This window comes from Niallia circulans (assembly GCF_003726095.1).
Lineage (GTDB): Bacteria > Bacillota > Bacilli > Bacillales > Cytobacillaceae > Niallia > Niallia circulans_A.
This window is the reverse complement of sequence record NZ_CP026031.1, coordinates 665,425-690,030: the sequence shown is the minus strand read 5'-3', so window position 1 is coordinate 690,030 and position 24,606 is coordinate 665,425. Positions and strand designations below refer to the sequence as shown.

22 protein-coding genes, 1 pseudogene and 1 other annotated feature are annotated in these 24,606 nt (G+C 37.6%); all 23 genes and pseudogenes read right to left on the bottom strand.

Features of this window, described 5'->3' with window-relative positions; translation table 11 throughout:
• Positions 1-19: 19 nt before the first annotated feature.
• Positions 20-640: an orotate phosphoribosyltransferase gene (pyrE, locus tag C2I06_RS03120; RefSeq protein ID WP_095329121.1), complete on the bottom strand. Its 621-nt coding sequence runs from the start codon at positions 638-640 to the stop codon at positions 20-22.
• Entirely contained in the window at positions 637-1,353 is a 717-nt protein-coding gene (pyrF, locus tag C2I06_RS03115; protein WP_095329120.1) for an orotidine-5'-phosphate decarboxylase, read from the bottom strand. Before pyrF ends, pyrE begins: the two co-directional genes overlap by 4 nt.
• Positions 1,325-2,266 (bottom strand): dihydroorotate dehydrogenase, encoded by a 942-nt coding sequence (locus C2I06_RS03110; protein ID WP_123257435.1) that lies wholly within the window; start codon positions 2,264-2,266, stop codon positions 1,325-1,327. Before C2I06_RS03110 ends, pyrF begins: the two co-directional genes overlap by 29 nt.
• Positions 2,263-3,041 (bottom strand): annotated as a pseudogene (locus tag C2I06_RS03105) (dihydroorotate dehydrogenase electron transfer subunit). The gene C2I06_RS03110 and the pseudogene C2I06_RS03105 overlap by 4 nt, the downstream one beginning before the upstream one ends.
• A complete protein-coding gene (carB, locus tag C2I06_RS03100; RefSeq protein WP_123257434.1) occupies positions 3,038-6,250 on the bottom strand; it encodes a carbamoyl-phosphate synthase large subunit in 3,213 nt (1,070 codons plus the stop codon). The pseudogene C2I06_RS03105 and the gene carB overlap by 4 nt, the downstream one beginning before the upstream one ends.
• Positions 6,237-7,334 carry a carbamoyl phosphate synthase small subunit gene (locus C2I06_RS03095; protein WP_095329116.1) on the bottom strand — a complete coding sequence of 366 codons (1,098 nt, stop codon included), beginning with the start codon at positions 7,332-7,334 and terminating at the stop codon, positions 6,237-6,239. Before C2I06_RS03095 ends, carB begins: the two co-directional genes overlap by 14 nt.
• Positions 7,331-8,617: a dihydroorotase gene (locus tag C2I06_RS03090; protein ID WP_123257433.1), complete on the bottom strand. Its 1,287-nt coding sequence runs from the start codon at positions 8,615-8,617 to the stop codon at positions 7,331-7,333. Before C2I06_RS03090 ends, C2I06_RS03095 begins: the two co-directional genes overlap by 4 nt.
• A complete protein-coding gene (locus tag C2I06_RS03085) occupies positions 8,583-9,521 on the bottom strand; it encodes an aspartate carbamoyltransferase catalytic subunit (RefSeq protein WP_123257432.1) in 939 nt (312 codons plus the stop codon). The genes C2I06_RS03090 and C2I06_RS03085 overlap by 35 nt, the downstream gene beginning before the upstream one ends.
• A gap of 188 nt (positions 9,522-9,709) precedes the next feature.
• On the bottom strand, positions 9,710-11,035 hold the full coding sequence (locus C2I06_RS03080; RefSeq protein ID WP_123257431.1) for a solute carrier family 23 protein: 1,326 nt from the start codon (positions 11,033-11,035) through the stop codon (positions 9,710-9,712).
• Between the two features lie 169 nt (positions 11,036-11,204).
• Complete coding sequence (pyrR, locus tag C2I06_RS03075) at positions 11,205-11,747, bottom strand: bifunctional pyr operon transcriptional regulator/uracil phosphoribosyltransferase PyrR (protein WP_095329112.1); 543 nt, start codon at positions 11,745-11,747, stop codon at positions 11,205-11,207.
• A 192-nt stretch (positions 11,748-11,939) separates the two neighbouring features.
• Positions 11,940-12,851, bottom strand: a complete 912-nt coding sequence (locus C2I06_RS03070) for an RluA family pseudouridine synthase (RefSeq protein ID WP_095329111.1) — start codon at positions 12,849-12,851, stop codon at positions 11,940-11,942.
• A complete protein-coding gene (gene lspA / locus C2I06_RS03065) occupies positions 12,820-13,332 on the bottom strand; it encodes a signal peptidase II (protein WP_217279702.1) in 513 nt (170 codons plus the stop codon). Before lspA ends, C2I06_RS03070 begins: the two co-directional genes overlap by 32 nt.
• A gap of 85 nt (positions 13,333-13,417) precedes the next feature.
• Entirely contained in the window at positions 13,418-13,699 is a 282-nt protein-coding gene (locus C2I06_RS03060) for a hypothetical protein (protein WP_095329110.1), read from the bottom strand.
• A gap of 343 nt (positions 13,700-14,042) precedes the next feature.
• Positions 14,043-16,802 (bottom strand): isoleucine--tRNA ligase, encoded by a 2,760-nt coding sequence (gene ileS / locus C2I06_RS03055; RefSeq protein WP_095329109.1) that lies wholly within the window; start codon positions 16,800-16,802, stop codon positions 14,043-14,045.
• Positions 16,803-16,900: 98 nt separating this feature from the next.
• Positions 16,901-17,134 (bottom strand) — a binding site (T-box leader).
• Positions 17,135-17,192: 58 nt separating this feature from the next.
• Positions 17,193-17,690 (bottom strand): DivIVA domain-containing protein, encoded by a 498-nt coding sequence (locus C2I06_RS03050; RefSeq protein ID WP_016201026.1) that lies wholly within the window; start codon positions 17,688-17,690, stop codon positions 17,193-17,195.
• Between the two features lie 202 nt (positions 17,691-17,892).
• A complete protein-coding gene (locus tag C2I06_RS03045) occupies positions 17,893-18,666 on the bottom strand; it encodes a YlmH family RNA-binding protein (RefSeq protein WP_095329108.1) in 774 nt (257 codons plus the stop codon).
• A gap of 567 nt (positions 18,667-19,233) precedes the next feature.
• The gene (locus C2I06_RS03040) at positions 19,234-19,494 is read right to left on the bottom strand and encodes a YggT family protein (RefSeq protein WP_123257430.1); all 261 of its coding nucleotides are present in this window, start codon (positions 19,492-19,494) and stop codon (positions 19,234-19,236) included.
• 6 nt (positions 19,495-19,500) lie between these two features.
• Positions 19,501-19,998: a cell division protein SepF gene (locus C2I06_RS03035; RefSeq protein WP_095329106.1), complete on the bottom strand. Its 498-nt coding sequence runs from the start codon at positions 19,996-19,998 to the stop codon at positions 19,501-19,503.
• A gap of 12 nt (positions 19,999-20,010) precedes the next feature.
• Positions 20,011-20,688, bottom strand: a complete 678-nt coding sequence (locus C2I06_RS03030; protein WP_095329105.1) for a YggS family pyridoxal phosphate-dependent enzyme — start codon at positions 20,686-20,688, stop codon at positions 20,011-20,013.
• Positions 20,689-21,513 carry a peptidoglycan editing factor PgeF gene (gene pgeF / locus C2I06_RS03025; protein ID WP_123257429.1) on the bottom strand — a complete coding sequence of 275 codons (825 nt, stop codon included), beginning with the start codon at positions 21,511-21,513 and terminating at the stop codon, positions 20,689-20,691.
• 211 nt (positions 21,514-21,724) lie between these two features.
• On the bottom strand, positions 21,725-22,504 hold the full coding sequence (sigG, locus tag C2I06_RS03020) for an RNA polymerase sporulation sigma factor SigG (protein WP_047939922.1): 780 nt from the start codon (positions 22,502-22,504) through the stop codon (positions 21,725-21,727).
• Between the two features lie 152 nt (positions 22,505-22,656).
• Entirely contained in the window at positions 22,657-23,376 is a 720-nt protein-coding gene (gene sigE / locus C2I06_RS03015) for an RNA polymerase sporulation sigma factor SigE (protein WP_095329103.1), read from the bottom strand.
• Positions 23,377-23,421: 45 nt separating this feature from the next.
• Positions 23,422-24,354, bottom strand: coding sequence for a sigma-E processing peptidase SpoIIGA (gene spoIIGA / locus C2I06_RS03010; RefSeq protein WP_123257428.1), 933 nt, complete (start codon positions 24,352-24,354; stop codon positions 23,422-23,424).
• Positions 24,355-24,606: the final 252 nt, after the last annotated feature.

The following is a 24,606-nucleotide window of genomic DNA, read 5'->3' as shown; positions in this document are numbered from 1 at the left end:
GTGCTGTTCACTCCTTAATCTATCCCCAATTCTCCGGACTTTCCTTCCAAGCATTTAAGCTTGCCAAATCTCCTTCTTGAATATAGCCTTGTTTCTGTGCTACATCTAATAAGCTCGAATAGTCTGTTAATGAGTAGGCTGTAATCTCAGCGTCCCCAAGGAGTTCTTTGCCCTTTGGTAATTCATATGTAAAAATCGCAACGACACCAAGAACCTCACAACCTGCTTCTCGTAAACTATTAACAGCTGTGATGACACTCCCCCCAGTAGAAATTAAATCCTCGACGACGACTACTTTTTGGCCCTTTTCCACTTTTCCTTCAATCTGATTTCCTTTTCCATGCGCTTTTGCTTTTGAGCGGACGTATGCCATTGGTAAATCTAAAATATCACTTACCCAAGCAGCATGAGGAATACCTGCTGTCGCTGTTCCAGCCACTACTTCTGTTTCGGGGAAATTTTCTTTAATTAAATCAGCTAACCCTGTCGCAATATTTTTACGCACCTTAGGATAAGACAAAGTTAAGCGATTATCGCAATAGATTGGAGATTTTAATCCTGAAGACCAAGTAAATGGATCATTTGGCTGTAAAAAAACAGCTTTAATCTCTAGTAATTGTTCAGCAATTTCATGTTTCATAGCATAATGCCCTCCCACTCTGATTTAAATAATGTATAACTTTCATATGGATTTTCTGCTCTTGTAATCGAACGACCAACAACTATTGCTGATACACCATTCTCACGGGCAACTTGAGGTGTTGCAACGCGTACTTGATCCTGTACTTGATCTGTTTGTAATCGAATGCCAGGTGTTACAGTGAGAAACGATTCTCCTAATTGTTCACGAATGGCCCCAGCTTCTAATGTGGAGCAAACAACGCCATCTAATCCAGCCTCTTTCGTAATCGTTGCATAATGTAAAACAGACTCTACTAAAGGTACTGAAATTAACTGCTCTTTTTGCATGCTTGCTTCAGACGTACTTGTTAGCTGAGTTACTCCAATACATTTTGCTCGCTTCATTCCAGATGGTGTCCCTGCTTCAAGTCCTTCCACTGCCCGAGCCATCATGTCCACTCCGCCGGCTGCATGGACATTTACTAAATCAACGCCTAAGCTAGCAATATTTTTCATCGCACTTCCAACGGTATTAGGGATATCATGTAATTTTAAGTCGAGGAAAATTTGATGATTTTGCTCTTTTAATTCCTTGATAATGCTTGGTCCTTCTTTATAAAAAAGTTCCATTCCTACCTTTAAAAATAAAGATTCTCCATTAAATTTGCTCAAAAAGGAATGCACCTCTTCCTTTGTTGCAAAATCAAGCGCGATGATAAGCGAATTGTTCATGCTTTCCCCAGCTCCTTCCAGTTACTTCTGAAATATGTTCAAATCCGTATTTATCTAAAAGCTCAGGTAATTCTTCGATTATTTTTGGGCAAATGAATGGGTCCACAAAGTTTGCTGTCCCGACTGCTACTGCACTTGCACCAGCATAGAAAAACTCTAGGACATCCTCAGCCGACGATACACCGCCCATTCCGATAATCGGCAGATTTACCGCTTGACTTACTTCATAAATCATTCGAATTGCTACAGGTTTAACAGCTGGTCCAGATAAGCCTCCCGTTTTGTTCGCTAGAATGGGTTGTGCTGTCTTTAAGTCCAGACGCATGCCAACAAGCGTATTAATCATGGTAATCCCATCTGCCCCTCCTGCTTCCACTGCTTTTGCCATTTCCACAATATTTGTCACATTGGGAGATAGCTTTACATATACCGGAACCTCTGATACTTCCTTTACCTTTTTCGTCAATTCCTTTGCAACCTCAGGGATTGTTCCAAAAGCAATTCCTCCTGTTTTTACATTCGGACAAGAAATGTTTAATTCTAATGCGGCGACATTCGAAGCTTTGGAAATCTCTTTCGCCACTTCAACGTAATCCTCTTCAACGGATCCAGCAACATTTGCAATAATTGGTACATCAAACTGACTTAGCCATGGCAATTCTTCCCCAACTACTTTTTTAAGACCGGGATTTTGAAGACCGATAGCATTGAGCATCCCAGAAGTAGTTTCTGCGACCCTTGGTGTAGGATTGCCAAAGCGAGGCTCCACAGTTGTCGCTTTAATCATGATAGCACCAAGCTTGCTTAAATCATATAAATTACTGTATTCCCGTCCAAATCCAAAACAGCCAGAAGCAGGCATAATCGGGTTTTTAAGCTCTAATCCAGGAAGCTTTACCTGAAGTCGGTTCATAGGACAACCTCCCCTGTTCTAAATACTGGTCCATCTGTACATACTTTCTTATAACTAAACCCTGTTGGATCATCTGCTGTATGACATACACAAGCAAAGCACGCACCAATCCCACAACCCATTCTTTCCTCTAAAGAAATGAACACCTTTTTATCTGGAAATGTTTTTTCTAGATTTTTAAGCATTGGTGTTGGTCCACAGGAATATAATACGTCAAATTCTAGTTTTTCTTGAAAAATAACATCTGTCACAAATCCTTGTGTACCATAACTACCATCTACTGTAGCGATATACGTATCCCGAGTTTGGCAAACTTTTCTTCATAAAAAGCAACGGATTCTGTTTGAAAGCCTAATACAGCCACTACCTTTACTCCTTTGGCAACTAGACGATTGGCTAATTCATATAATGGCGGCACTCCAATTCCTCCACCAACTAATAATGCTGTCTGCCCTGACTTACTTTCTTCAATTGGGAAACCATTTCCTAATGGACCAAGGATATCAATAGCTTCTCCTGCTTGTTTTTTGGCAAGAAGCTTGGTGCCAGCTCCTTCTGCACGGTAGATCATCGTAAATGTTTTTCTTTCCTGATCAATGTGGCAAATACTAATTGGACGTCTTAATAACGGTGCAGAATGATCACTTACTTTGATATGAACAAATTGACCTGGCTCGTTCATTTCAGAGACAAGCCCACCTGTTAAGGTGAGCTCCATAATATTCTCCGCGATTTCCTTCTGATCAACTACTGTACAGATTTCATTTTTGATCATATTAACACTGCCTCCGATTGCTTTTTGCTTGGCTCCATTGCCTCTGTAGAGAACGTCATGGATTCAACTACTCGCAGGATCGCCTCTGCTGTGTCTAAAGAAGTTAAACACGGAATCCCATTTTCGACAGATTCACGTCTGATACGGAACCCATCTCTTGCTGGCTGACTGCCTTTGGAGAAGGTATTAATGACAAATTGTGCTTCTCCATTGCGGATGACATCAATTAATGTATGGCCTTCTCCACCGATTTTGCCAACCACTTTTACTGGAATGTCATTGCTTTCAAGGAAAGCTGCTGTTCCACTTGTTGCCATTAAGCTATAGCCGATATTCGTAAATCTTTTTGCAAGCTGTAAAGCCTCTTCCTTATCTTTATCGCCAATTGTCATCAGAACAGTTCCGAATGTTTTAATCTTCATTCCTGAAGCAATTAACCCTTTATAAAGAGCCTTTTCAAGAGTGATGTCTTTCCCCATTACTTCTCCTGTTGACTTCATCTCAGGACCTAAGGTAATATCTACTCTTCGTAATTTTGCAAAAGAGAATACTGGAACTTTCACATAAACACCAGACTTCTCTACTACTAAGCCGGATTGATAGCCTTGTTCTTTTAAGGAAGTACCCAAAATAACTTTAGTAGCTATTTTCGCCATTGGCACATTCGTAATTTTACTTAAGAAAGGTACTGTTCTACTAGAGCGAGGATTTACTTCTAGTACAAAAACTTCGCCTTTGGATACAACATACTGGATATTCAGCAAACCAACGATTTTTAACCCTTTTGCCAGCCTTGTTGTATAATCTACTAATGTTTGCTTGATTTCTGCAGATAAGCTTTGTGGCGGATAGACTGCGATCGAATCGCCTGAGTGTACTCCCGCTCGCTCAATATGCTCCATAATTCCTGGAATTACTACATCAGTGCCATCACAGATTGCATCCACTTCAATTTCTTTCCCTGTTAAATATCGATCAATTAAGATTGGCTGTCCCGGACTTGCTTTAACTGCATTCTCCATATAAGGAACCAGCTCTTCTTCTTTATAAACAATCTGCATTGCTCTTCCACCTAATACATAAGATGGTCTTACTAGTACAGGGTAGCCAATTGATTGTGCAACGACAATTGCTTCTTCAACTGTTAACGCTGTTTTTCCGTCTGGCTGTGGTATACCCAAGGCTTGAAGACTTTGTTCAAACTTATCACGGTCCTCCGCACGATCTAAATCTTCAAGAGATGTTCCTAAAATTTTGATGCCACGCTCTGCTAATGGACCAGCTAAGTTGATGGCTGTCTGTCCGCCAAACTGAACCACTACTCCCTCTGGCTTTTCTAAATCAATGATATGCATGACATCTTCAATTGTAAGTGGCTCAAAGTAAAGTTTATCTGAAATACTAAAGTCTGTTGAAACAGTCTCTGGATTGTTGTTGATGATTATTGCTTCATAGCCTGCTTCCTTGATTGCCCAAACAGAATGAACCGTTGCATAGTCAAACTCAATTCCTTGACCGATACGAATTGGACCCGAACCAAGGACAACAATGCTCTTCTTATCTGTGACAATGGATTCATTTTCCTCTTCATATGTTCCATAGTAGTATGGTGTTTCTGATTCAAATTCAGCAGCACATGTATCAACCATTTTATAGACAGGTACAATGCCTTTCTTTTTTCTCCAGTTATATATTTCAAGTTCTGTTGTGTTCCAAAGCTTTGCAAGCTGAATATCAGCGAATCCTTTTTCTTTTGCTTCTTTTACATACTCCTCATCAAATGGATGGTTAACTAACTCTTTCTCAAACTTAATAATGCCTTCCAGTTTGAAAAGGAAGAAGAGATCAATTTTACTCCACTCATGAATGGTTTCTATGCTTATGCCCCGATTAAGTGCCTCTGCTATATAAAACAATCTTTCGTCACCGGCAACTCTTATTCGTTTCTCGAGTAATTCATCACTTGTTTCATCTGCTGCATTTAGAGAGAAATGATATACTTTTGCTTCTAGAGAGCGGATCGCTTTTAGTAAAGATTCTTCAAAAGTACGGCCAATTGCCATTACTTCCCCAGTTGCTTTCATTTGGGTCCCTAAATTACGCTTTGCTGATTCAAACTTATCGAAAGGAAAGCGTGGGATTTTACTTACAACATAATCAAGGGCTGGCTCAAAGCTTGCATAAGTTTTTCCAGTGACAGGATTCATCATCTCATCCAATGTTAAGCCTACTGCAATTTTTGCCGCCAGCTTTGCAATTGGATAGCCAGTTGCTTTACTAGCAAGGGCAGATGAACGACTTACTCTTGGGTTTACTTCGATAATATAGTATTGAAAGCTATCTGGATCTAAGGCAAGCTGTACGTTACAGCCACCTTCGATTTTTAAGGCACGGATAATTTTTAAAGATGTATTTCTTAGTAATTGATATTCACGGTCGCTTAATGTTTGGCTTGGTGCCACGACAATACTGTCACCTGTATGAATCCCAACTGGATCGATATTTTCCATGTTACATACTACAATCGCGTTATCATTGCTATCACGCATTACTTCGTATTCAATTTCTTTAAAGCCCGCGATGCTTTTTTCTAATAAACATTGTGTAACTGGGCTATTTTTCAAGCCGCTTGTTACGATCTCTTCTAATTCTTCATCATTATGGCAAATCCCTCCACCAGTTCCTCCTAGTGTAAAAGCAGGTCGGACGATAACCGGATAACCAATTTTCTCCACAAAAGCTTTTGCTTCCTCCATATTGTGGATAATATCACTAGCTGGTACAGGTTCACCTAATTCATTCATCAAATTACGGAAAAGGTCTCTATCTTCTGCTTGCTGAATGGCAGATAGCTTTGTTCCAAGTACTTCAACTCCACATTCCTTCAACACACCAGCATCGGAAAGCTCAACAGCAAGGTTCAAGCCAGTTTGCCCTCCTAATGTTGGGAGAATAGCATCTGGTCGCTCTTTGCGGATAATTCTGCTGACAAATTCAAGTGTTAATGGTTCTATATACACTTTATCTGCCATTTCTGTATCTGTCATAATGGTCGCAGGGTTGGAGTTTACTAGAATAACACGATAGCCTTCTTCCTTTAAAGCGATACATGCTTGCGCTCCTGCATAGTCAAATTCTGCTGCCTGCCCAATGATGATTGGTCCTGATCCGATTACTAATATACTTTTAATACTTTTAAGCTTTGACATATGCGGCACCTTCCTGTTTGTGAGATTGTATCATTTCCATAAAACGATCGAATAAATAGTTGGCATCCTCTGGTCCAGGTGAAGCTTCTGGATGATATTGTACGGTAAATGCTGGATATTCTTTATGCTGTAGGCCTTCAATTGTTCCATCATTTAAAGCAATATGTGTTATTTCTAAGTTTGTATATTTAATAGATTCTTCCTCTACTGTATAGCCATGGTTTTGCGATGTCAGCGAAACCTTCCCTGTTAATAAATCCTTCACTGGGTGGTTTGATCCTCTATGACCAAACTTCATTTTCTCCGTGTTTGCCCCACTTGCAAGTGCGAACAATTGATGACCTAGACAGATTCCAAACAACGGTACTTTCCCAATAATTCCTTTAATTGCTTCAATGGACTCCGGTACATCCTTTGGATCCCCAGGTCCGTTAGATAACATCACACCATCTGGACTTAAATTTAGAATGTCTTCTGCTGTAGTGTTATAAGGAACAACGATTACATCACAATCTCGTTTATTTAATTCTCGTAAAATACCATGCTTCATGCCATAGTCTACTAACACTACGCGGCTTCCACGGCCAGGGCTTGGATAAGGTTTCTTTGTTGAAACTTGCTTTACTTGTTCTGCACTTAATGTAATACCTTTTAATTTTGCAATTACTTCTTCCGCATTTTCTTCGATGCTGCAAATGGCGCCTTTTAACGTTCCATATTGACGGATAATACGGGTTAATTTTCTCGTATCTATTCCTGCAATTCCGGGAATTTTCTTTTGTTTAAAATATTCGTCTAATGATAGTTCATTTCGCCAGTTTGAAGGGAAATCACACACTTCTTTGACAATAAATCCATGGATAGCAGGCGTTATCGATTCAAAATCATCTCTATTGATGCCATAATTCCCCACTAAAGGATACGTAAGTGTGACAATTTGTCCACAGTAGGATGGATCGGATAGAATTTCCTGATAGCCTGTCATACCTGTGTTAAATACTATTTCACCAAATTTTTCTGTATCGGCACCGAAGCCTTTCCCGATAAATACTGTGCCATCTTCAAGAATTAGTTGTTTTTTCATGCGTGTACACTTTCCTTTCTCCAAGCAATCTTTCCACTAACAATTGTTGTAACTGGCCAACCTTGACATTCCCAACCAGCAAATGGGGTATTTCTTCCTTTTGATAAAAATGTTTCAGGATCAATTTTATTTTTCTCTTCTAAATCAAGTATTACGATATCCGCTTTCTTTCCTGTTTCTAATGTTCCCGTATCCAATTTAAAGCTTTGAGCTGGTTTTACCGTTAGATAATCCATTAACTGTTGCAGCGTCATGACCCCTGTTTTTACAAAGTTCGTATAAAGGAGCGGAAATGCTGTTTCTAAACCAACAATTCCAAATGGTGCAAGCTGCATCGACTGTGCCTTTTCTTCTGCTGTATGTGGTGCATGATCTGTTGCAATAAAATCAATTGTTCCATCTAGCAGCCCTTCGATTAGAGCAGCACGATCCTCTGTTCCTCTTAAAGGAGGATTCATTTTATAATTCGTGTCAAGGGAAGGAATATCTGTATCTGCTAATAGTAAGTGGTGTGGTGATACCTCTGCAGTCACTCTTATTCCAGCTTTTTTCGCATCTCTTACAACACGTACAGATTCTTTTGTACTGATATGGCAAACATGATAATGACAGCCTGTTGCTTCTGCTAAAAGAACATCTCTTGCAATTTGGACTGATTCACAAACACTTGGTATTCCATTTACACCGTTCGCCTTCGAAAATTCCCCTTCATGGACACAACCTTTATTAATGAGGCTGTTGTCTTCACAGTGAGCGACAATTGCCATATCCAACGCAGCAGCTTGCTTCATTGCTTCAAGCATTTGGCCAGCTTCTTGAATTCCTACGCCATCATCTGTAAAGGCAAATGCTCCTAATTCTTTAAGTGCCTTAAAATCAGTAAGCTCTGTCCCTAATTGTCTAATTGTAATGGAGGCATACGGTAAAACATTTACATTTGCTGTTTTTTTAATTCTTTCATTTAAATTATGTAGATTTTCGACCGTGTCAGGCACAGGTCTAGTGTTTGGCATATTCGCAATCGTTGTGAATCCACCTCTAGCTGCTGCCATTGTCCCTGTTGCAATCGTTTCTTTCTTTTCGCCGCCTGGCTCTCTTAAATGAACATGCAAATCAATAAAGCCTGGCGCAACCACTTTTCCAGCTGCATCAATCACTTCCTCTGCAGTTACATTGATTTCCTTTGCAATCATCTTAATTGCTCCATTTTCAATCAAAATGTCGTTCTGTTCTAATTCCCCTGTAGTATTAAGCAACTGGCCATTTTTGATAAGTATTGACATGTTCATTTCTCCCTCCGATATTTTCTAATGATCTTTTTAGTACACTCATGCGGATAAACACACCATTCTCCATTTGCTTAAAAATTCTGGAGCGTTCGCATTCCACAAGTTCATCGGCAATTTCAACATCTCTGTTTACTGGGGCAGGATGCATAATAATGCTTCCTTGCTTCATTTTTCTTTCTCTTTCTATTGTTAATCCATAAAGCTTATGGTAGCTTTCTTTGTCAAAAACAGCTCTTTCATCGCCATGCCTTTCATGTTGGACACGCAGCAGCATCACAACATCGGATGTTTCAATCGCTGTATCAATATCTTCATAATTTGCATCTTGTAAGACTGTTTCATCAAACCATTCTCTTGGTCCGGAAAAAACAACCTCTGCCCCTAGCCTTGTCAGAGCATCTGCATTAGATCTAGCGACACGGCTATGGCTAATATCACCGATAATACTTACTTTTAAGCCGTTGAAGCGTTGGAATTCCTGCTGTATGGTTAGAAGGTCAAGCAATGATTGAGTAGGATGATGACCACAGCCATCTCCTGCATTAAGGACTGGTATATTTACTTTTCCGACTAACTCATCAAAGTAGCGGTCAGTTTCGTGCCTTATGACTACAGCATTTACTCCTATTGATTCCAGCGTTCGAACAGTATCATATAGTGTTTCTCCTTTCACAACACTTGAGGTTGTCGTTTCAAAAGGAATCACTTCAAGTCCTAACTTTCTTTCCGCTACTTCAAAGCTGCTTTTTGTTCTCGTGCTAGCTTCGAAAAAAAGATTTGCTATAAAACATTGATTTGCCGGCCGCCATATTTCTCCATCTGCAAATCTTTGTGCATCTCTTAAGATTTCCTGAATCTCTGTAACGGTTAACTCAGTCGTCGTTAATAAGTTTTCCATGATACTACCTCCCGTGATTTGCTGCTGTTTACTAACTTCACTTCGCAAAAAAAACGCCCTAACATACTCGTTAGGGCGTCAAAAATTTCACTTTTGCATAGATTTAGGCAAAGTAAACCTGCGGCTATAATCTATGCATCGTTTTTGGCACCCTTATAAGTCTCTCTGTACTTGTTTAAAAGGTGTTCTTATTTAGTTTCATCTACTGCGATTGATTCTTCGAATAAATCTTCTTTTGCTTTTTCTCTACCAGGCAATACTAGGTTTAAAATAATTCCGAGGATTGCAGCAAAAGCCATTCTCTCTAGTTTAAAGTGTTCTCCCATATGAATCGAGAATCCGCCTATTCCAGTTACAAGGATGACAGATGCAATAACTAAATTGCGGTTTTTATTAAAATCAAGCTTTGCTTCTACAATAATTCTTAATCCAGATGATGCAATAATTCCGAAAAGAAGGATAGATACGCCTCCCATTACTGGTGTTGGGATAGACTGTATAAGGGCCGCAATTTTGCCGATAAAGCCAAAACCTATTGCTAATACTGCTGCTCCTCCTAAAACATATACACTATACACTCTCGTTATTGCTAAAACCCCTATGTTTTCTCCATAAGTTGTTTTTGCAGGTCCACCCATTAAAGCAGATATAATCGTTGCAGTTCCATCTCCTAAAATACTTCTGTGAAGGCCAGGATCTTTTATATAATCTTTTCCAACTACTTTACTTAATACAAGCTGATGACCGATATGCTCCGTTAGTGTCACGATTGCCACTGGAACAAAAATTGTTAGTAGGGCAAGGTTTATTGTTACAGGATAATCTACGAATGGGAAGATAAAGTCTGGCATTGCAAACCATTTGGCATCCAAGACTCCTTGAAAGTTAACCACTCCTACAAGCAGGGCATAGACATAGCCGATTACGATACCTGCTAATATTGGGATAAAGCTGAATACTCCTTTGCCAAACATCGTGAAAAGGATGGTTGCAAGTAATGTCACTAATGCTACAGAGATATAAAGTAAGCTGTATTCTTGATTCTCAGCTCCATTATTCATATACATTGATTGTCCAACCGCAGTTGTAGCAAGCGCTAATCCGATTACCATGATTACAGGTCCGACAACGATCGGTGGCAAGATATTCATAATCCAACGATATCCTGCTTTTTTAATCGTTAAGGCAACAATTCCATACACAATTCCGGCAATAAAGGTTCCGATCATTGCTGCGCCTGGCCCGCCGCCCGGCATTGTCTTCGCCGCGATAACGGGTGCGATAAAAGCAAAAGAGGAGCCTAAATATGCAGGTACTTTAAATTGTGTAATGATTAAGAATGCGAGTGTACCTATTCCACTTGAGACTAAAGCGACCGCTGGACTCAATTCAATTAAGAATGGTACTAATACAGTTGCGCCAAACATGGCGAATAAATGCTGTAAGCTTAAGGTAATCCATTGAAGAGCACTTGGTTTATCATTAATTCCTAATAAGGGTTTTGTTTCGTTCATTTCTGTCTCCTCTTTCTGTTTTAAAAAATTGAGTAAGTTATTAATATCCCCTATTGAAAAAATAAAACCCCTTTTCTGCGCAGCAAAAAGGGGTTTTAAGCAGGTTTAAAGAAACCTTAGAAAAACTCCCCTTTTCAGCCTCACAGGACTGCTTTTAAAAGGGATCTATTTAATTTTCAAATATATTTACTTCATCATGTCCATCGACTTCATCAAGCTCGACTACAATTTTTTCTGAACTGGAAGTTGGAATGTTCTTCCCTACATAATCAGCTCTTATCGGAAGTTCTCGATGACCTCTGTCCACTAAAACCGCAAGCTGTATAGATGCTGGTCTTCCCAAATCCATCAGTGCATCCATTCCGGCACGAACAGTTCTACCTGTATATAACACATCATCTACCAGAATGACTTTTAAGCCTTGGATATCTGTTGGAATATCTGATCCTTTTACTAATGGTTCCTCATTCTTTGTTTTCTTCGTTAAATCATCTCGATATAACGTAATATCTAACTCTCCAACTTCGATTGGCTTTCCTTCTATTTGGGCAATTTTTTCGGCAAGACGGTTTGCAATATAGATACCTCTTGTCCGAATGCCAACTAGAATACAATTTTCTATCCCTTTATTCTTTTCAATAATTTCATGAGCGATTCTAGTTAATGCTCGTCTTATTGCTTGATCGTCTAGTACAAGTGCCTTTTTTGACATCTCGATCACCATCCATGCTGTGAATTCAATCTTTAAAAAAAATATCCTCTCACCCTTTTGGATGAGAGGATATACGTATACTAAGATAGCTATTACTTAAAATAGCTATAATCCGTTACCTTCTCAACCTCACGGGATTGATTTAAAGGACTTATTCAACTAAAGTTATCTTAATATAAGATAGAACTCTTGTCAACGATTATTTCGTAATGTATCTAAAAGCTGTTCATATTCTTTAGGTAAAGGTGCTTCGAACTCTAGATATTCTCCTGTTCGTGGATGTTCAAATCCTAGTAAGCCAGCATGAAGTGCCTGACCGCCAATATCTAATGTTTTTCTTGGTCCATATTTAGGATCTCCCACAAGCGGATAGCCGATATACTTCATATGCACACGAATTTGGTGGGTACGTCCCGTCTCTAATTGACATTCAATATAGGTGTATTCCGCTATTCTTTCTAGCACGTGAAAATGAGTAACCGCGTGTTTCCCCTTATCTACAACAGCCATACTTTGTCTGTCTTTCGTGTCACGACCAATCGGTGCCTCAATTGTCCCATAATCATGGGGAATAGAACCATGTACTAATGCTTTATATTTTCTCGTTACCGTTTTTGCTACTAATTGATTCACTAGGCTTTCATGCGCAGCATCATTTTTAGCAACCATCAGCAGACCAGACGTATCTTTATCAATTCGGTGGACAATCCCTGGTCTCATCACCCCATTAATCCCAGAAAGATCTTTACAATGCGCCATCAGACCATTTACTAATGTTCCTGTTACATGGCCAGGTGCTGGATGTACAACCATTCCCTTTGGTTTATTTACTACGATAACATCTTGATCCTCATAATAAATATCCAAATCCATTTCCTCTGCTTCTACATCTAACTCCACTGCTTCTGGTACTTCAATAGCTACTATATCATTTAAAACACCTTTATACTTTGTTTTGACAGTTTGTCCGTTAACAGTTACATGACCGTCTTTTATCCATTGTTGAACCTGCGTTCTGGACCAATCTGCATTAATTGTGGAAACAATCTTGTCGATTCGTTCATTTACTTGTTCACTTTGAATGATATGTTCCTTTTTCTCCATGTTTCTTCTCCTTCTTTGCGTCTCTATCCTCCCTCAGCATCACTAGGATTAATAAAATAACACCAATTACTAAAGATGAGTCTGCAATATTAAATATAGGGAAATCATAATTGAAGATATACGTATTGATAAAGTCGACTACATATTGATGTCTGGCCCGGTCGATAAAATTACCAAGCGCACCACCCAAAATTAGACCAAGTGAAACGCCATACAGCATTTTTCCTTTTGTACCAGTTTGAATCAAATAAATTAACCCAATCACCACAATGACGGTGATAATATAGAAAAATACCATTTGATTTTCCAGCATGCCCCATGCAGCTCCACTATTACGATGAGATGTTAGGTAGAAAAAATCTTTTATTACCTCGATGCTTTCTCCCAGCTCCATATTTTTTACAACTAACCATTTTGTCCATTGATCAATAATAATAATAATAGCTGCAATTATGTAATAAAACACTAAAGTTTCCTCCATTCTCGAGTCTCCTTTAGCATTTTAGCATAAACTAGATGAAAACGATAGCTTGGCCGCATATTTCTATTTGAAGCTAGTGTATTAATCAGTGGATTGACTTTCGATAATAGGATTGAATGCTGTTTATATCGTCCTTTGTCCTAATTGTCGGAATCATCTCCAACAAATCAAATGGCAGCAATTCACCTGACATTTCACACATTCCAAAATTACCAGTTTCTAACTTTTGCATCGTTTCTTCTACATCTTTTAGTTCATCTTCAATATATTTATTTATTTTTGAATCTCTTTTTACTCTTAACGTTGTTACTAATTCAATTTGTGTCATACGGAGTTCTGTATAAAGCTTTTCAATAGTAGAATTCAATTCCATTACCTCCGTTTCTTTAATTATTTTTAGCATTTCCATTGAGGGAGACAAAAACCGATTAAAGATTTAACAGGCATAACAACTATTAACGGAGGTGGAAGTATTTCACTTCTTTTCACATGTATAAAAAATCCCCTCCGCTTTATGATAATAGCCAGGAATGTTTTTCACACTATGTAATCACTTTTTCTGTTTTCTTTTCCCAATAAAAGGCTTTTCCAAAACTTTTTTCCTTTTATCAAAAAAACCCCAAACAAATGATACGAAATATTTTTTCGTATCCTTATTTGGGGTTAACTTCGGCTTGAAAGTTTATGTTTCAGCCTCATATAAAAAATTATTAATAATTTTCTTCTACTACATGTGCGCATCGTTCACATAGTGTTGGATGTGCTTCCACTTTACCGACATCTGTTGTTACAGTCCAGCATCTTTCACATGTTTCACCATCTGCTTTTGTAACAACAATAGCTGCATTTTCAAGTTTTAAAGCATCTTCAGGTGCGCTATTATATGCACCAGCAATTTCAAAACCTGATACGATAAATAATTGCTGTAAGTTTTCTTGAATGGAATTTAGAAGGCTATTTACTTCTTCATTTACATACAATGTTACTTTCGCTGCAAGTGATTTACCGATTACTTTTTGATTACGTGCTTCTTCTAAAGCTTTCAGCACATCATCACGTACAACCAAGAATTTATTCCATTTTTCTTCTAACACATCACTATTTTCAAATGTTGTGTATGCTGGGAAATCAGTTAGCTGTACACTTTCTTCTTGTGCAGAAGAGATATGATCCCATACCTCATCCGCAGTATGCGGTAAGATTGGTGCAACTAATTTTGTTAAGCTGATTAAGCTTTCGTAAAGAACGGTTTGAATCGCTCTTCTTTCTTTATTATTTGCTGCTTCAATGTAAAGTACATCTTTTGAAAAATCAAGATAGAATGCACTTAAGTCCAGTGTACAGAAATTATTAATATTATGATAAATCGTAGAGAAGTCATATTTATCATAGGATTCTGTTACGTTTTTAATCAATTTATTTAATTTAATCAGCATAAACTGATCAACTTCACGTAATTCATCGTAGGAAAGTGCATCTGTTTCTGGATTGAAATCAGCAAGATTTCCTAATAAGAAACGGAATGTATTTCTAATTTTACGATATCCTTCTGTTACTTGTTTTAATATAGCATCAGATACGCGTACATCTGCTTGGAAGTCTACAGAAGCTACCCATAGGCGTAAAATATCTGCACCTAATTGATTCATAACTTTTGCAGGAACCATTACATTTCCTAGTGACTTACTCATTTTACGGCCTTCTCCATCTAAAACAAAGCCATGACTTAAAACAGCTTTATAAGGTGCTTTACCAGTTACCGCTACACTTGTAGATAAAGAGGAGTTAAACCAGCCGCGATATTGGTCAGAACCTTCTAGATATAAGTCAGCAGGACGCTGCAGATCATCTCTTTCTAGCAATACAGCTTGGTGAGAAGAACCAGAGTCGAACCATACATCCATAATATCTGTTTCTTTCGTAAATTCTCCATTAGGGCTTCCAGGGTGTGTAAATCCTTCTGGTAATAATTCCTTCGCAGACTTTTCAAACCAAATATTTGAACCATTTTCTCTAAATAAATTAGAAATATGCTCAATCGTTTCATCCGTAATAATGCTGTCACCGTTTTCTGCATAAAATACAGGAATTGGCACTCCCCATGCACGTTGTCTTGAAATACACCAGTCTCCACGATCACGAATCATATTAAATAATCTTGTTTCGCCCCATGCCGGAACCCAAGCTGTTTCTTTAACTGCATCTAATAGTTCATTTCTAAAGTCTTTAATAGAAGCAAACCATTGTGCGGTAGCACGGAAAATAACTGGTTTTTTCGTTCTCCAGTCATGTGGATAGGAGTGAGTGATAAATTGCAGCTTTAATAATGCTCCAGCCTCTTCCAGTTTTTCGGTAATCGGCTTATTCGCTTTATCATAGAATAACCCTTCAAATCCAGGTGCTTCTTCTGTCATAACCCCTTTATCATCAACAGGACAAAGAACTTCCAATCCGTATTTTTGCCCAACTAAGAAGTCATCTTCCCCATGTCCAGGAGCAGTATGAACACATCCAGTACCTGCATCTGTTGTTACGTGTTCTCCTAACATTACTAAAGAATCACGGCCATAGATTGGATGTGCAGCTAGAATATACTCTAAGTCTTTCCCTTTCAATTCTTGAACTACTTTCGCTTCTTCCCAGCCAATTTCTGTTTTAACACTTTCCAGTAAGTCTTGTGCTACTAAGTATTTGCTGCCTTTTTCTTCCACTACAACATACGTTAAAGTAGGGTGAACAGAAATACCTAAGTTAGCAGGAATTGTCCATGGAGTAGTTGTCCAGATAACGATTTGTACATCCTCTTCTAGAACCCCTTTGCCATCCTTTACTTTAAAGCCAACATAAATGGAAGCAGACTTTTTATCTTTATATTCAATTTCAGCTTCAGCAAGAGCTGATTCACTTGTTGGAGACCAGTAAACTGGCTTTTTACCTTTGTAAATATAGCCTTTTTTCGCCATCTCTCCAAACACTTTAATTTGCTGTGCTTCATATGCAGGCTTTAAAGTAATATAAGGATTTTCCCAATCTCCGCGAACTCCTAAGCGTTTAAATTGTTCTCGTTGACTGTCGATTTGCCCTAATGCATATTCTTCACATAGTTTACGGAACTCAGCAATCGTCATTTCTTTACGTTTAACCCCTTTATTGGTTAAAGCTTGTTCGATTGGCAGACCGTGTGTATCCCATCCTGGCACATATGGTGCTTGAAAGCCAGTCATTGATTTATAACGAACAATGAAATCTTTTAAAATTTTATTAAGCGCATGTCCAATATGGATGTCTCCGTTTGCATATGGAGGTCCATCATGCAAAACAAACATTGGGCGACCTTGAGTACGTTCCTGTACTTTTTCGTAGATGTTCATTTCTTTCCATTTCGCTTGAATTTCAGGCTCACGATTAGGCAAGTTTCCTCTCATCGGAAATGCTGTTTTTGGCATGAGCAACGTATCTTTATATTCCATTTTCTTCCTCCAACTTAATTCTCTTTTTTCATGTATACTTCCATCTAACCAATATTCTCTAATTCAGTATAGACAGCAAAAAACCTTCTCATCCCCACGAAAGGGACGAGAAGGTTTTTCCATTAGGTTCCCGCGGTACCACCCTTATAGATAAAAATAACTTTTATCCACTTAGACATTTTTTAACGGCAATGAACCGCTTTTTCTTACTTAACTTTTCAGAAAAAGACTCCAGGGTGATTTTCAATTGCCAACTTATATCAGGCTTACACCATCCCTGATTCGCTTTTCATAAGTTTTTGACAATCTACTATCCCTATCAACGCTACATGAATATATATTTGTGAAAAATTATATTGCAATTCTACCTTATCGTCAAGACTATGGTCTTTATTTTGTGGAATTTAACTCTGATGCATCTAATTCATATTCTAATAAATGATCCCAATCATCGTTGTTTAACATATCTAATTGTGCTTCAATCAACATTTTGAAACGTGTACGGAACACTTTTGACTGCTTTTTCAATTCTTCAATTTCAAGCGCGATCTTTCTCGCCTTTGATAGTGATTCGTTCACAATTCGATCTGCATTCTTTTCCGCTTCTTTAATAATTAGTTTTGCTTCTTTTTGTGCATTACGTTTAACTTCCTCAGCAGCCTCTTGTGCTACAACAATTGATTTATTTAATGTTTCTTCAATATTATTATAGTGGCCGATACGGTCAGTTAACTCGTTTAATCTTTCTTCCAGTTCTTTTTTCTCGCGGATAATATTTTCATAATCTTTAATTACCTGATCAAGAAATTCATTTACTTCATCTTCATCATAACCACGGAAGCCTTTGGCAAATTCCTTGTTATGAATATCTAACGGCGTTAATGGCATAAAGCCACCTCCCAAACTTCAATTTCTTTATGTATCATCCTTATTTCGACAGTATTATCGGATTTCCTGCATTATTTTTAAAAAATAAGAAGAAACATGAAAAATAATGCTGCTAAAAAATATTGTATCATATATATACAATAAAAAAACTATGTTTTTTGTCTGAAATAGAAATTCTGGGAATTCCTTCATTTTCGATTCTCTACTTCAATTTACCTACTACAATCCTCCATTTATCTTTTTTTGTTTTGCCTTCAATCGATTTAATCGTCGCTCTGCCTTCTCCGCGCACTGAGAATACATCCCCTTCTTCACACATAAAAGCGACGTTTTCATTTAAAGTAAAGTTAACTTTTACTAAGCCTTGGGTGATATAGTTTTTTGCTTTTTCTCTTGAAAAATTATAAATAGCAGCAAGAATCGCATCAAGTCGAAGCGACGTAATAGTCGTAGTCATCTCTGTCCAGTGTTCCTCTGTTAAAATTATTTTTTCTAAAGGTACAGCAGCAAGTGTTACCTTTGCTTTTCCGATAGAATCAAGTTGAAGTCTTACATAATCCTCAACTTCACCAGCAACGACAACTTGAATATCCCCGTCAAGAACGAATATATCTCCGAATTTACTTCTATTTAATCCAAGCGACATTAAACTTCCTAAAACATGAGGATGCTCTATCGTAACAAATTTCTTGGGATAATTCACTTCTAATAAGGCTAAATTAAAATCTGCTTCCATCGGTTGATAATATTCAGGGTAAAGGATAGCTCGTTTTCTTTCCGCCTGTTCATGTCCGCCAAAAAATGCATATTTTACTTCCTGATTTTCTCCGATAATCATCCTAAGGACTTTTTGTTCACGCGGATCCAAAAAATCAGTCAATTTCGGCGCATAAGTATCCGCGACATAATTTCGCCAATTTTGCACTTGATCGATAAATTCTCTTTCTTCTGGACGAAAATGTTGATAAATTGACATCTTTGTAACTCCTTTTTGGCATAGAAAAAGGGCTGGGACAAAAGTATTCCAACCAAATATAAATCCGAACAATTATATGGAGATGCTAATCAAATTCTCGTATAATTGTTTGTTATTTTCATTCTGAATGGGTTTTATGGTTAGTCACCGCAGACTGAATACACTTCGCTTTCCATGGGGCGAGCGCCGAGCCGCTTCGGCTTCGCCTGCAGGGTCTCGGACTTTCTCGCAGATCCCATAGGAGTCTACATGTATTCAATCTGCTCCGTTTTTCCTAATAATTATATTTTCTTTTAAAAAAAATAATGGAACGAAACAACCTTTAAAAACGGAGTGGAATGGAGCGGAGGACCCTCGACTCCTGCGGGAAGTAGAGCAAAACCTAAGACCCCACAGGCTTTAGCCGAGGAGACTTAGGTTGCTCCCCGGCGCATCGTGGGTCTGTAGCGCAATGGAACGAATTGGTTTTACTACTTAATTAGAGATTGTTCGTCTTTATGCATTATATATTTTGTATTGTCCCTGCCTCTTTCTACCTTTGTTCAGTATAGACCTTTATAAAATTACTTAGAACCAATAAAATAATTGTCCAATCCCTCTTCCTGCTAGATTCAATACGAAGATTGCAACAATTGGCGAAATATCGATCATGCCAAGAGGCGGAATAAATCTTCTAAACATCTCTAAATATGGTTCACAGATTTTTGCCAGAAAAACACCTATAGATGTTTCGCGAGCATTCGGAATCCATGACATTAATATATATACAATAAGCGCGTAAGAATATATGGTTAAAGCATTAGCTAAAATACTTATAATGAACGTCATTCGATTTTACCACCTCGTATTTTCGTATTCTGCATCTTGCAGGATTTGCGAGATATTCCCGGAAACTTCTACGTTATCTGGTGTACATAAGAATATATCCGTACCGATTTTCTGGATATCGCCACCGATAGCATAAACAGTGCCACTTAGGAAGTCAATTATACGCTTTCCTTGGTCTTTTTCGATGCGCTGTAAATTCACAACAACTGCACGACGATTTTTTAATTGATCAGCAATATCTTGTGCTTCTGCGTACACACGAGGTTCCACTAAAAATACCTTCGATGACTTCTGTACACTTTGTAAACTCACAACATTTTGACTGTTTTTCGGTTGTTGCTGCTGAATATGATGGTTATGGTTATGCTGACTGTGAGTATGCTGTACAGGCTGCTTATAATTCCTTGCCGGCTCGCTTGGTTCTTCTTGATAGTTTACTTGCTCTTCTTCATAATCTTCATCTTCTAAAAAGAAAAACGTTTTAATTTTTGATTTTATGCTCATTTCACTTGCCTCCTAATTCTCGCTTCCTACTAAAGCAGTTCCAATTCTTATCATCGTTGCTCCCTCTTCGATCGCAATAGAATAATCATTTGACATTCCCATAGAAAGCTCTGTACATGGAGCATATGGTAATTGTAGTCCTTTAACATCTTCTTGAATGCTTTTTAAATTCTGAAAGCACTCACGCAAGAATTCTTTATCATCTGTAAATGGTGCCATCGTCATTAATCCAACTACCTGAATATGAGGATATTCGGACAACTGTTTAACAAAATCGATAACTTCCTCTGGCTTCATTCCATGCTTTGACTCTTCATTGGAAACATTAACCTGTACAAAACACTTTATGGTTCGATTCGCTCTTTTATGTATTTCTTTTGCTAGAGAAAGTCGATCCAATGAGTGAATATAGTCTACATAATCTATAATACCTTTTACTTTTCTCGTCTGCAATGATCCGATAAAATGCCATATAGGCTTGTCTTGAAGAACATCATATTTTGCTAATAATCCTTCTTCACGATTTTCTCCTAAATGAACAATGCCAGCATCGAGTGCTTCTTTTGCTCGCTCTATTGTAACATATTTTGTGACAGCAATTATCGTAACCTCTTCTGGCTGACGATTCACTTTTTTACATGCTGCTACTATTTCTTGTTTTATTCCATTAAGATTATCTTTCACTAACATTTAATTTTCGTCTTCCTCTCTCCATCCAATATAACTCATCATTCTCCCAGTGTTCCCTTTATCTCTTCTGTGAGAGAAAAAATATGCATCATCTTCGTAAGTACAATAGTCGGTTAGATGAATATTACTTTCGAGCATACCACTTTCTAACAATATCTGCTTATTTGCTTCTTGTAAATTCAGTCTGTATTGTCCTGGAGAAATAGTCGTAAATGGCTTGTGTTCTGATTGTATTGCCTTTTCTATTTCATTAATAACACGATCATCCACGACATAATGGCGCTCTGAGATAGAAGGACCAACAATGGCGAGCACTTCTTCTCTTGGTATCTTATGAGAAGCAAAAACTTTCATCATTTCCCCGGCAATGCCTTTTACGGTTCCTTGCCATCCAGCATGAGCGATACCTACTGCTTTTGTAGCTGGATGAATGAAATATAAAGGAACACAATCTGCAAAACATAAAGTTAATAATATATTTTTTTCAAAAGTAAACAAACCATCCGTATCTTTTAACGCACTATCATAATCGCTTGCACCCATACCTAAATGTGCTTGTGTTACTTCCACAATATTAACTTGATGTGTTTGCACAGCACCAACCCATTGCTCTAATGGGAAAGATAATTTTTGTGCTAGTTCCTTACGGTTTGCAACCACTGTATCCTTTTGATCATTTACATGAAACGCCATATTTAAACTTGCATAATCGCCTTTACTTTTCCCACCATTTTTTGTTGTGAAACCAGCTATTAGATTCGGAAACTGCTGCTCCCATAAATCAAGATTGAAAAACTGCTTATTTCTTAAAATAAAAGGTTCCATTATCTAACCCCATCTTTTTGTTTTAGTTTACCATATAGAGCTGTCATTGGTCACAGAAAAACATATTTTTCTGTAGAAATAAGGTTGCATTTTATGAAATTCGAAACTCGCTCTTTTCTAACCTGCCATTCCTCTCCCTTTTTACCAATAGAAAAGGCTAGACAATCATTAAAGTACCTACTTTAAGAAGTCTAACCTGTTTTATTCCTATTTAGCTTTGAATGTTTTTATTCATTTGTTTAATAGCAGCTTTTTCCAATCTTGAGACTTGCGCTTGTGAGATGCCGATCTCATCTGCCACTTCCATTTGTGTTTTCCCTTGAAAAAACCGCTTTCGCAATATCAACTTTTCTCGATCATTTAATCGGCGCATTCCTTCTTTTAATGCTAATTCTTCCACCCACTGTATATCCTTATTCTTTTCATCACTTAATTGATCCATTACATAAATCGGATCTCCACCATCATTATAGATTGGTTCAAAAAGCGATACTGGATCTTGAATAGCATCTAATGCAAAGACAATATCTTCATGTGGAATGTCTAACTCTTTGGCAATTTCCTCAGCTGTTGGTTCTTTTGATGTTTTATTCATCAACCTTTCTCTGACCTGTAATGCCTTATAAGCAATGTCTCTCAGAGATCTGGAAACCCTAATTGGATTATTGTCGCGTAAATAACGACGAATCTCTCCAATAATCATCGGAACAGCATAGGTGGAAAACTTAACATTTTGACTTAAATCAAAATTATCGATAGATTTCATTAGACCAATACAACCCACTTGAAATAAGTCATCCACGAATTCTCCTCGATTATTAAATCGTTGTATCACACTTAGTACGAGGCGGAGATTCCCATTTACGAGACTTTCTCTTGCGGATGTATCTCCCTCATGCATTTGCTTGAAGAGCAATCTCATTTCTTCATTTTTTAATACTGGAAGCTTTGATGTATCCACACCGCAAATTTCTACTTTATTTCGAGTCAATCTATTTCCCTCCTCACAGGAGCTGCTGTACAAAAAACAGTATCTCCCCGAGAAGGAAAAATATGCATGGGATGAATTTTTGTTAAATTTCCAATTTACGCTAATTTCAACTCAATTTATGTGGGACAAGGCTTTCCGAACGAAAAAATTTTTTAGACCATTTTATTAAATTCTTTTTGTAGTCTTTTAATAATCCTTTTCTCTAAGCGAGAAATATACGATTGGGATATCCCAAGCATATCTGCTACATCTTTTTGCGTTTTTTCTTCTCCCGTTCCTAAACCAAACCGTAATTCCATGATTTGTTTCTCTCTGTTAGACAATTGGTGAAGTGCTTTTACTAATAGCTTTTTATCTACACTTGCATCTAAATCTTTCGTAATAATATCATCCTCTGTGCCCATAACATCGGAGAGAAGAAGTTCATTTCCATCCCAATCTATATTTAACGGCTCATCAAATGAAACCTCTGAACGGATTTTATTATTTCTGCGCAAATACATCAAAATTTCATTTTCAATACATCTTGAAGCATATGTGGCCAGTTTTATTTTTTTTTCCGGATTAAACGTATTAACCGCCTTAATTAATCCGATTGTGCCAATGCTGATTAAATCTTCGATGTTAATCCCAGTATTTTCAAACTTTCTTGCGATATAAACAACAAGGCGTAAATTTCTCTCTATCAGCATCGAACGAGCTGCTTGGTCTCCTTTTGGAAGTTTTTCTAAAAGGATTTCCTCTTCTTCTTTCGTTAACGGAGGAGGCAGTGCTTCACTTCCACCAATATAAAATACTTCGTCTGTTTTCAGTCCAAGTTTTATCAGTAATTTGTACCAATAATAAGATAAGCGAAGCTTCCATTTACTCATGTGCATTTCCTCCTTCTAAACGATGATTTTCGTGAGTATAGTATATTAACTAACTTTTTCTTCGATTGATTTTTTTCCTAAGAGCATTTTTGGATGAACAATACAATCAAATATGCCCTCAGCAGATAGAACTTGATTGGTAAACGAGATTAATCCCTTTTCCACTGCAATTACTTCCTGCTCTTTTTTTAAAAACAAAGAATCTGGTTTCACAGCAATAAGTAACTGGTGGTCCTTGCCGACTACCTTATATGGAATAATTCGCATCTTGCTTTCCCATTCTGGTGCGATTGGTTGACTGCCATAGATAATAGCTTCTGGCTGGTCCGTGAGACGAATTATTTCTGCTGGCATATCCTTTTCTATATTTTTCAAAGATACAAACATTACGGGAAGGCGGGAAATGGGATCATATACTTGATTACCACTATCCACCAAACCCTTGATAGAAAATTCTTTTCCCCCTACTTGAAAAATAACGTCGATTATCTGTTCATATTGAATCTTTGTCACTTCCATCCCTTCCACATTTCTTCTCGAAAAGTACCAAGCAATCGGAAATCCTAACAAAACAAAAAGCCAACTTATCGGGTCACCAAAGCCTTTAATGCTTGCAAGAAGGACAGAAGAAGAAAGATTGAAATCAAACTGAATAAAATAATGAGCACCTATCAAAGTTCCCCCAATTAAAAAAGTAGCTAAGTAAAATATCATTAATGCTTGGATATAGGTACGAAATCGCTTATATCCAAAAGCCATTGCTACCATCACGATAGAAAATAGAAGTTTCGATATGGGATGATTAGTATAGGGACTAAGCGGCGTTATCGAAAAAAGGATAATAAGGGAACCAATTAACCCTCCAAGCAATATTCGCCAATGGATAATTTTTTTCTTTAATAGAATGCCTGTTAAATATAGTAATAAACTGTCAAACAAAAAATTTAATAGCCATATCACATCTAAATAAATGGCCAAGCATGTAATTCCTCCTCTCCTTCATAAAAGCAACAAAAGAAGTAAATCTTCTCTCTACTAATCTGTTACGAAAAAGTATAACGTACTTGTTCTTGAAATTCTGTCACTTTCTGTAATCAAAATATCAGAAATTTGCTCTATTTCTAACGGTTTTTGTCACTATATCTCCTCGGTTAAAAACTTTAAGTTCTAGCGAAATATTATCAGTTTTTTTACTAATTCAAAGGAATAAAAAGGGAAGAATAAAAGAAG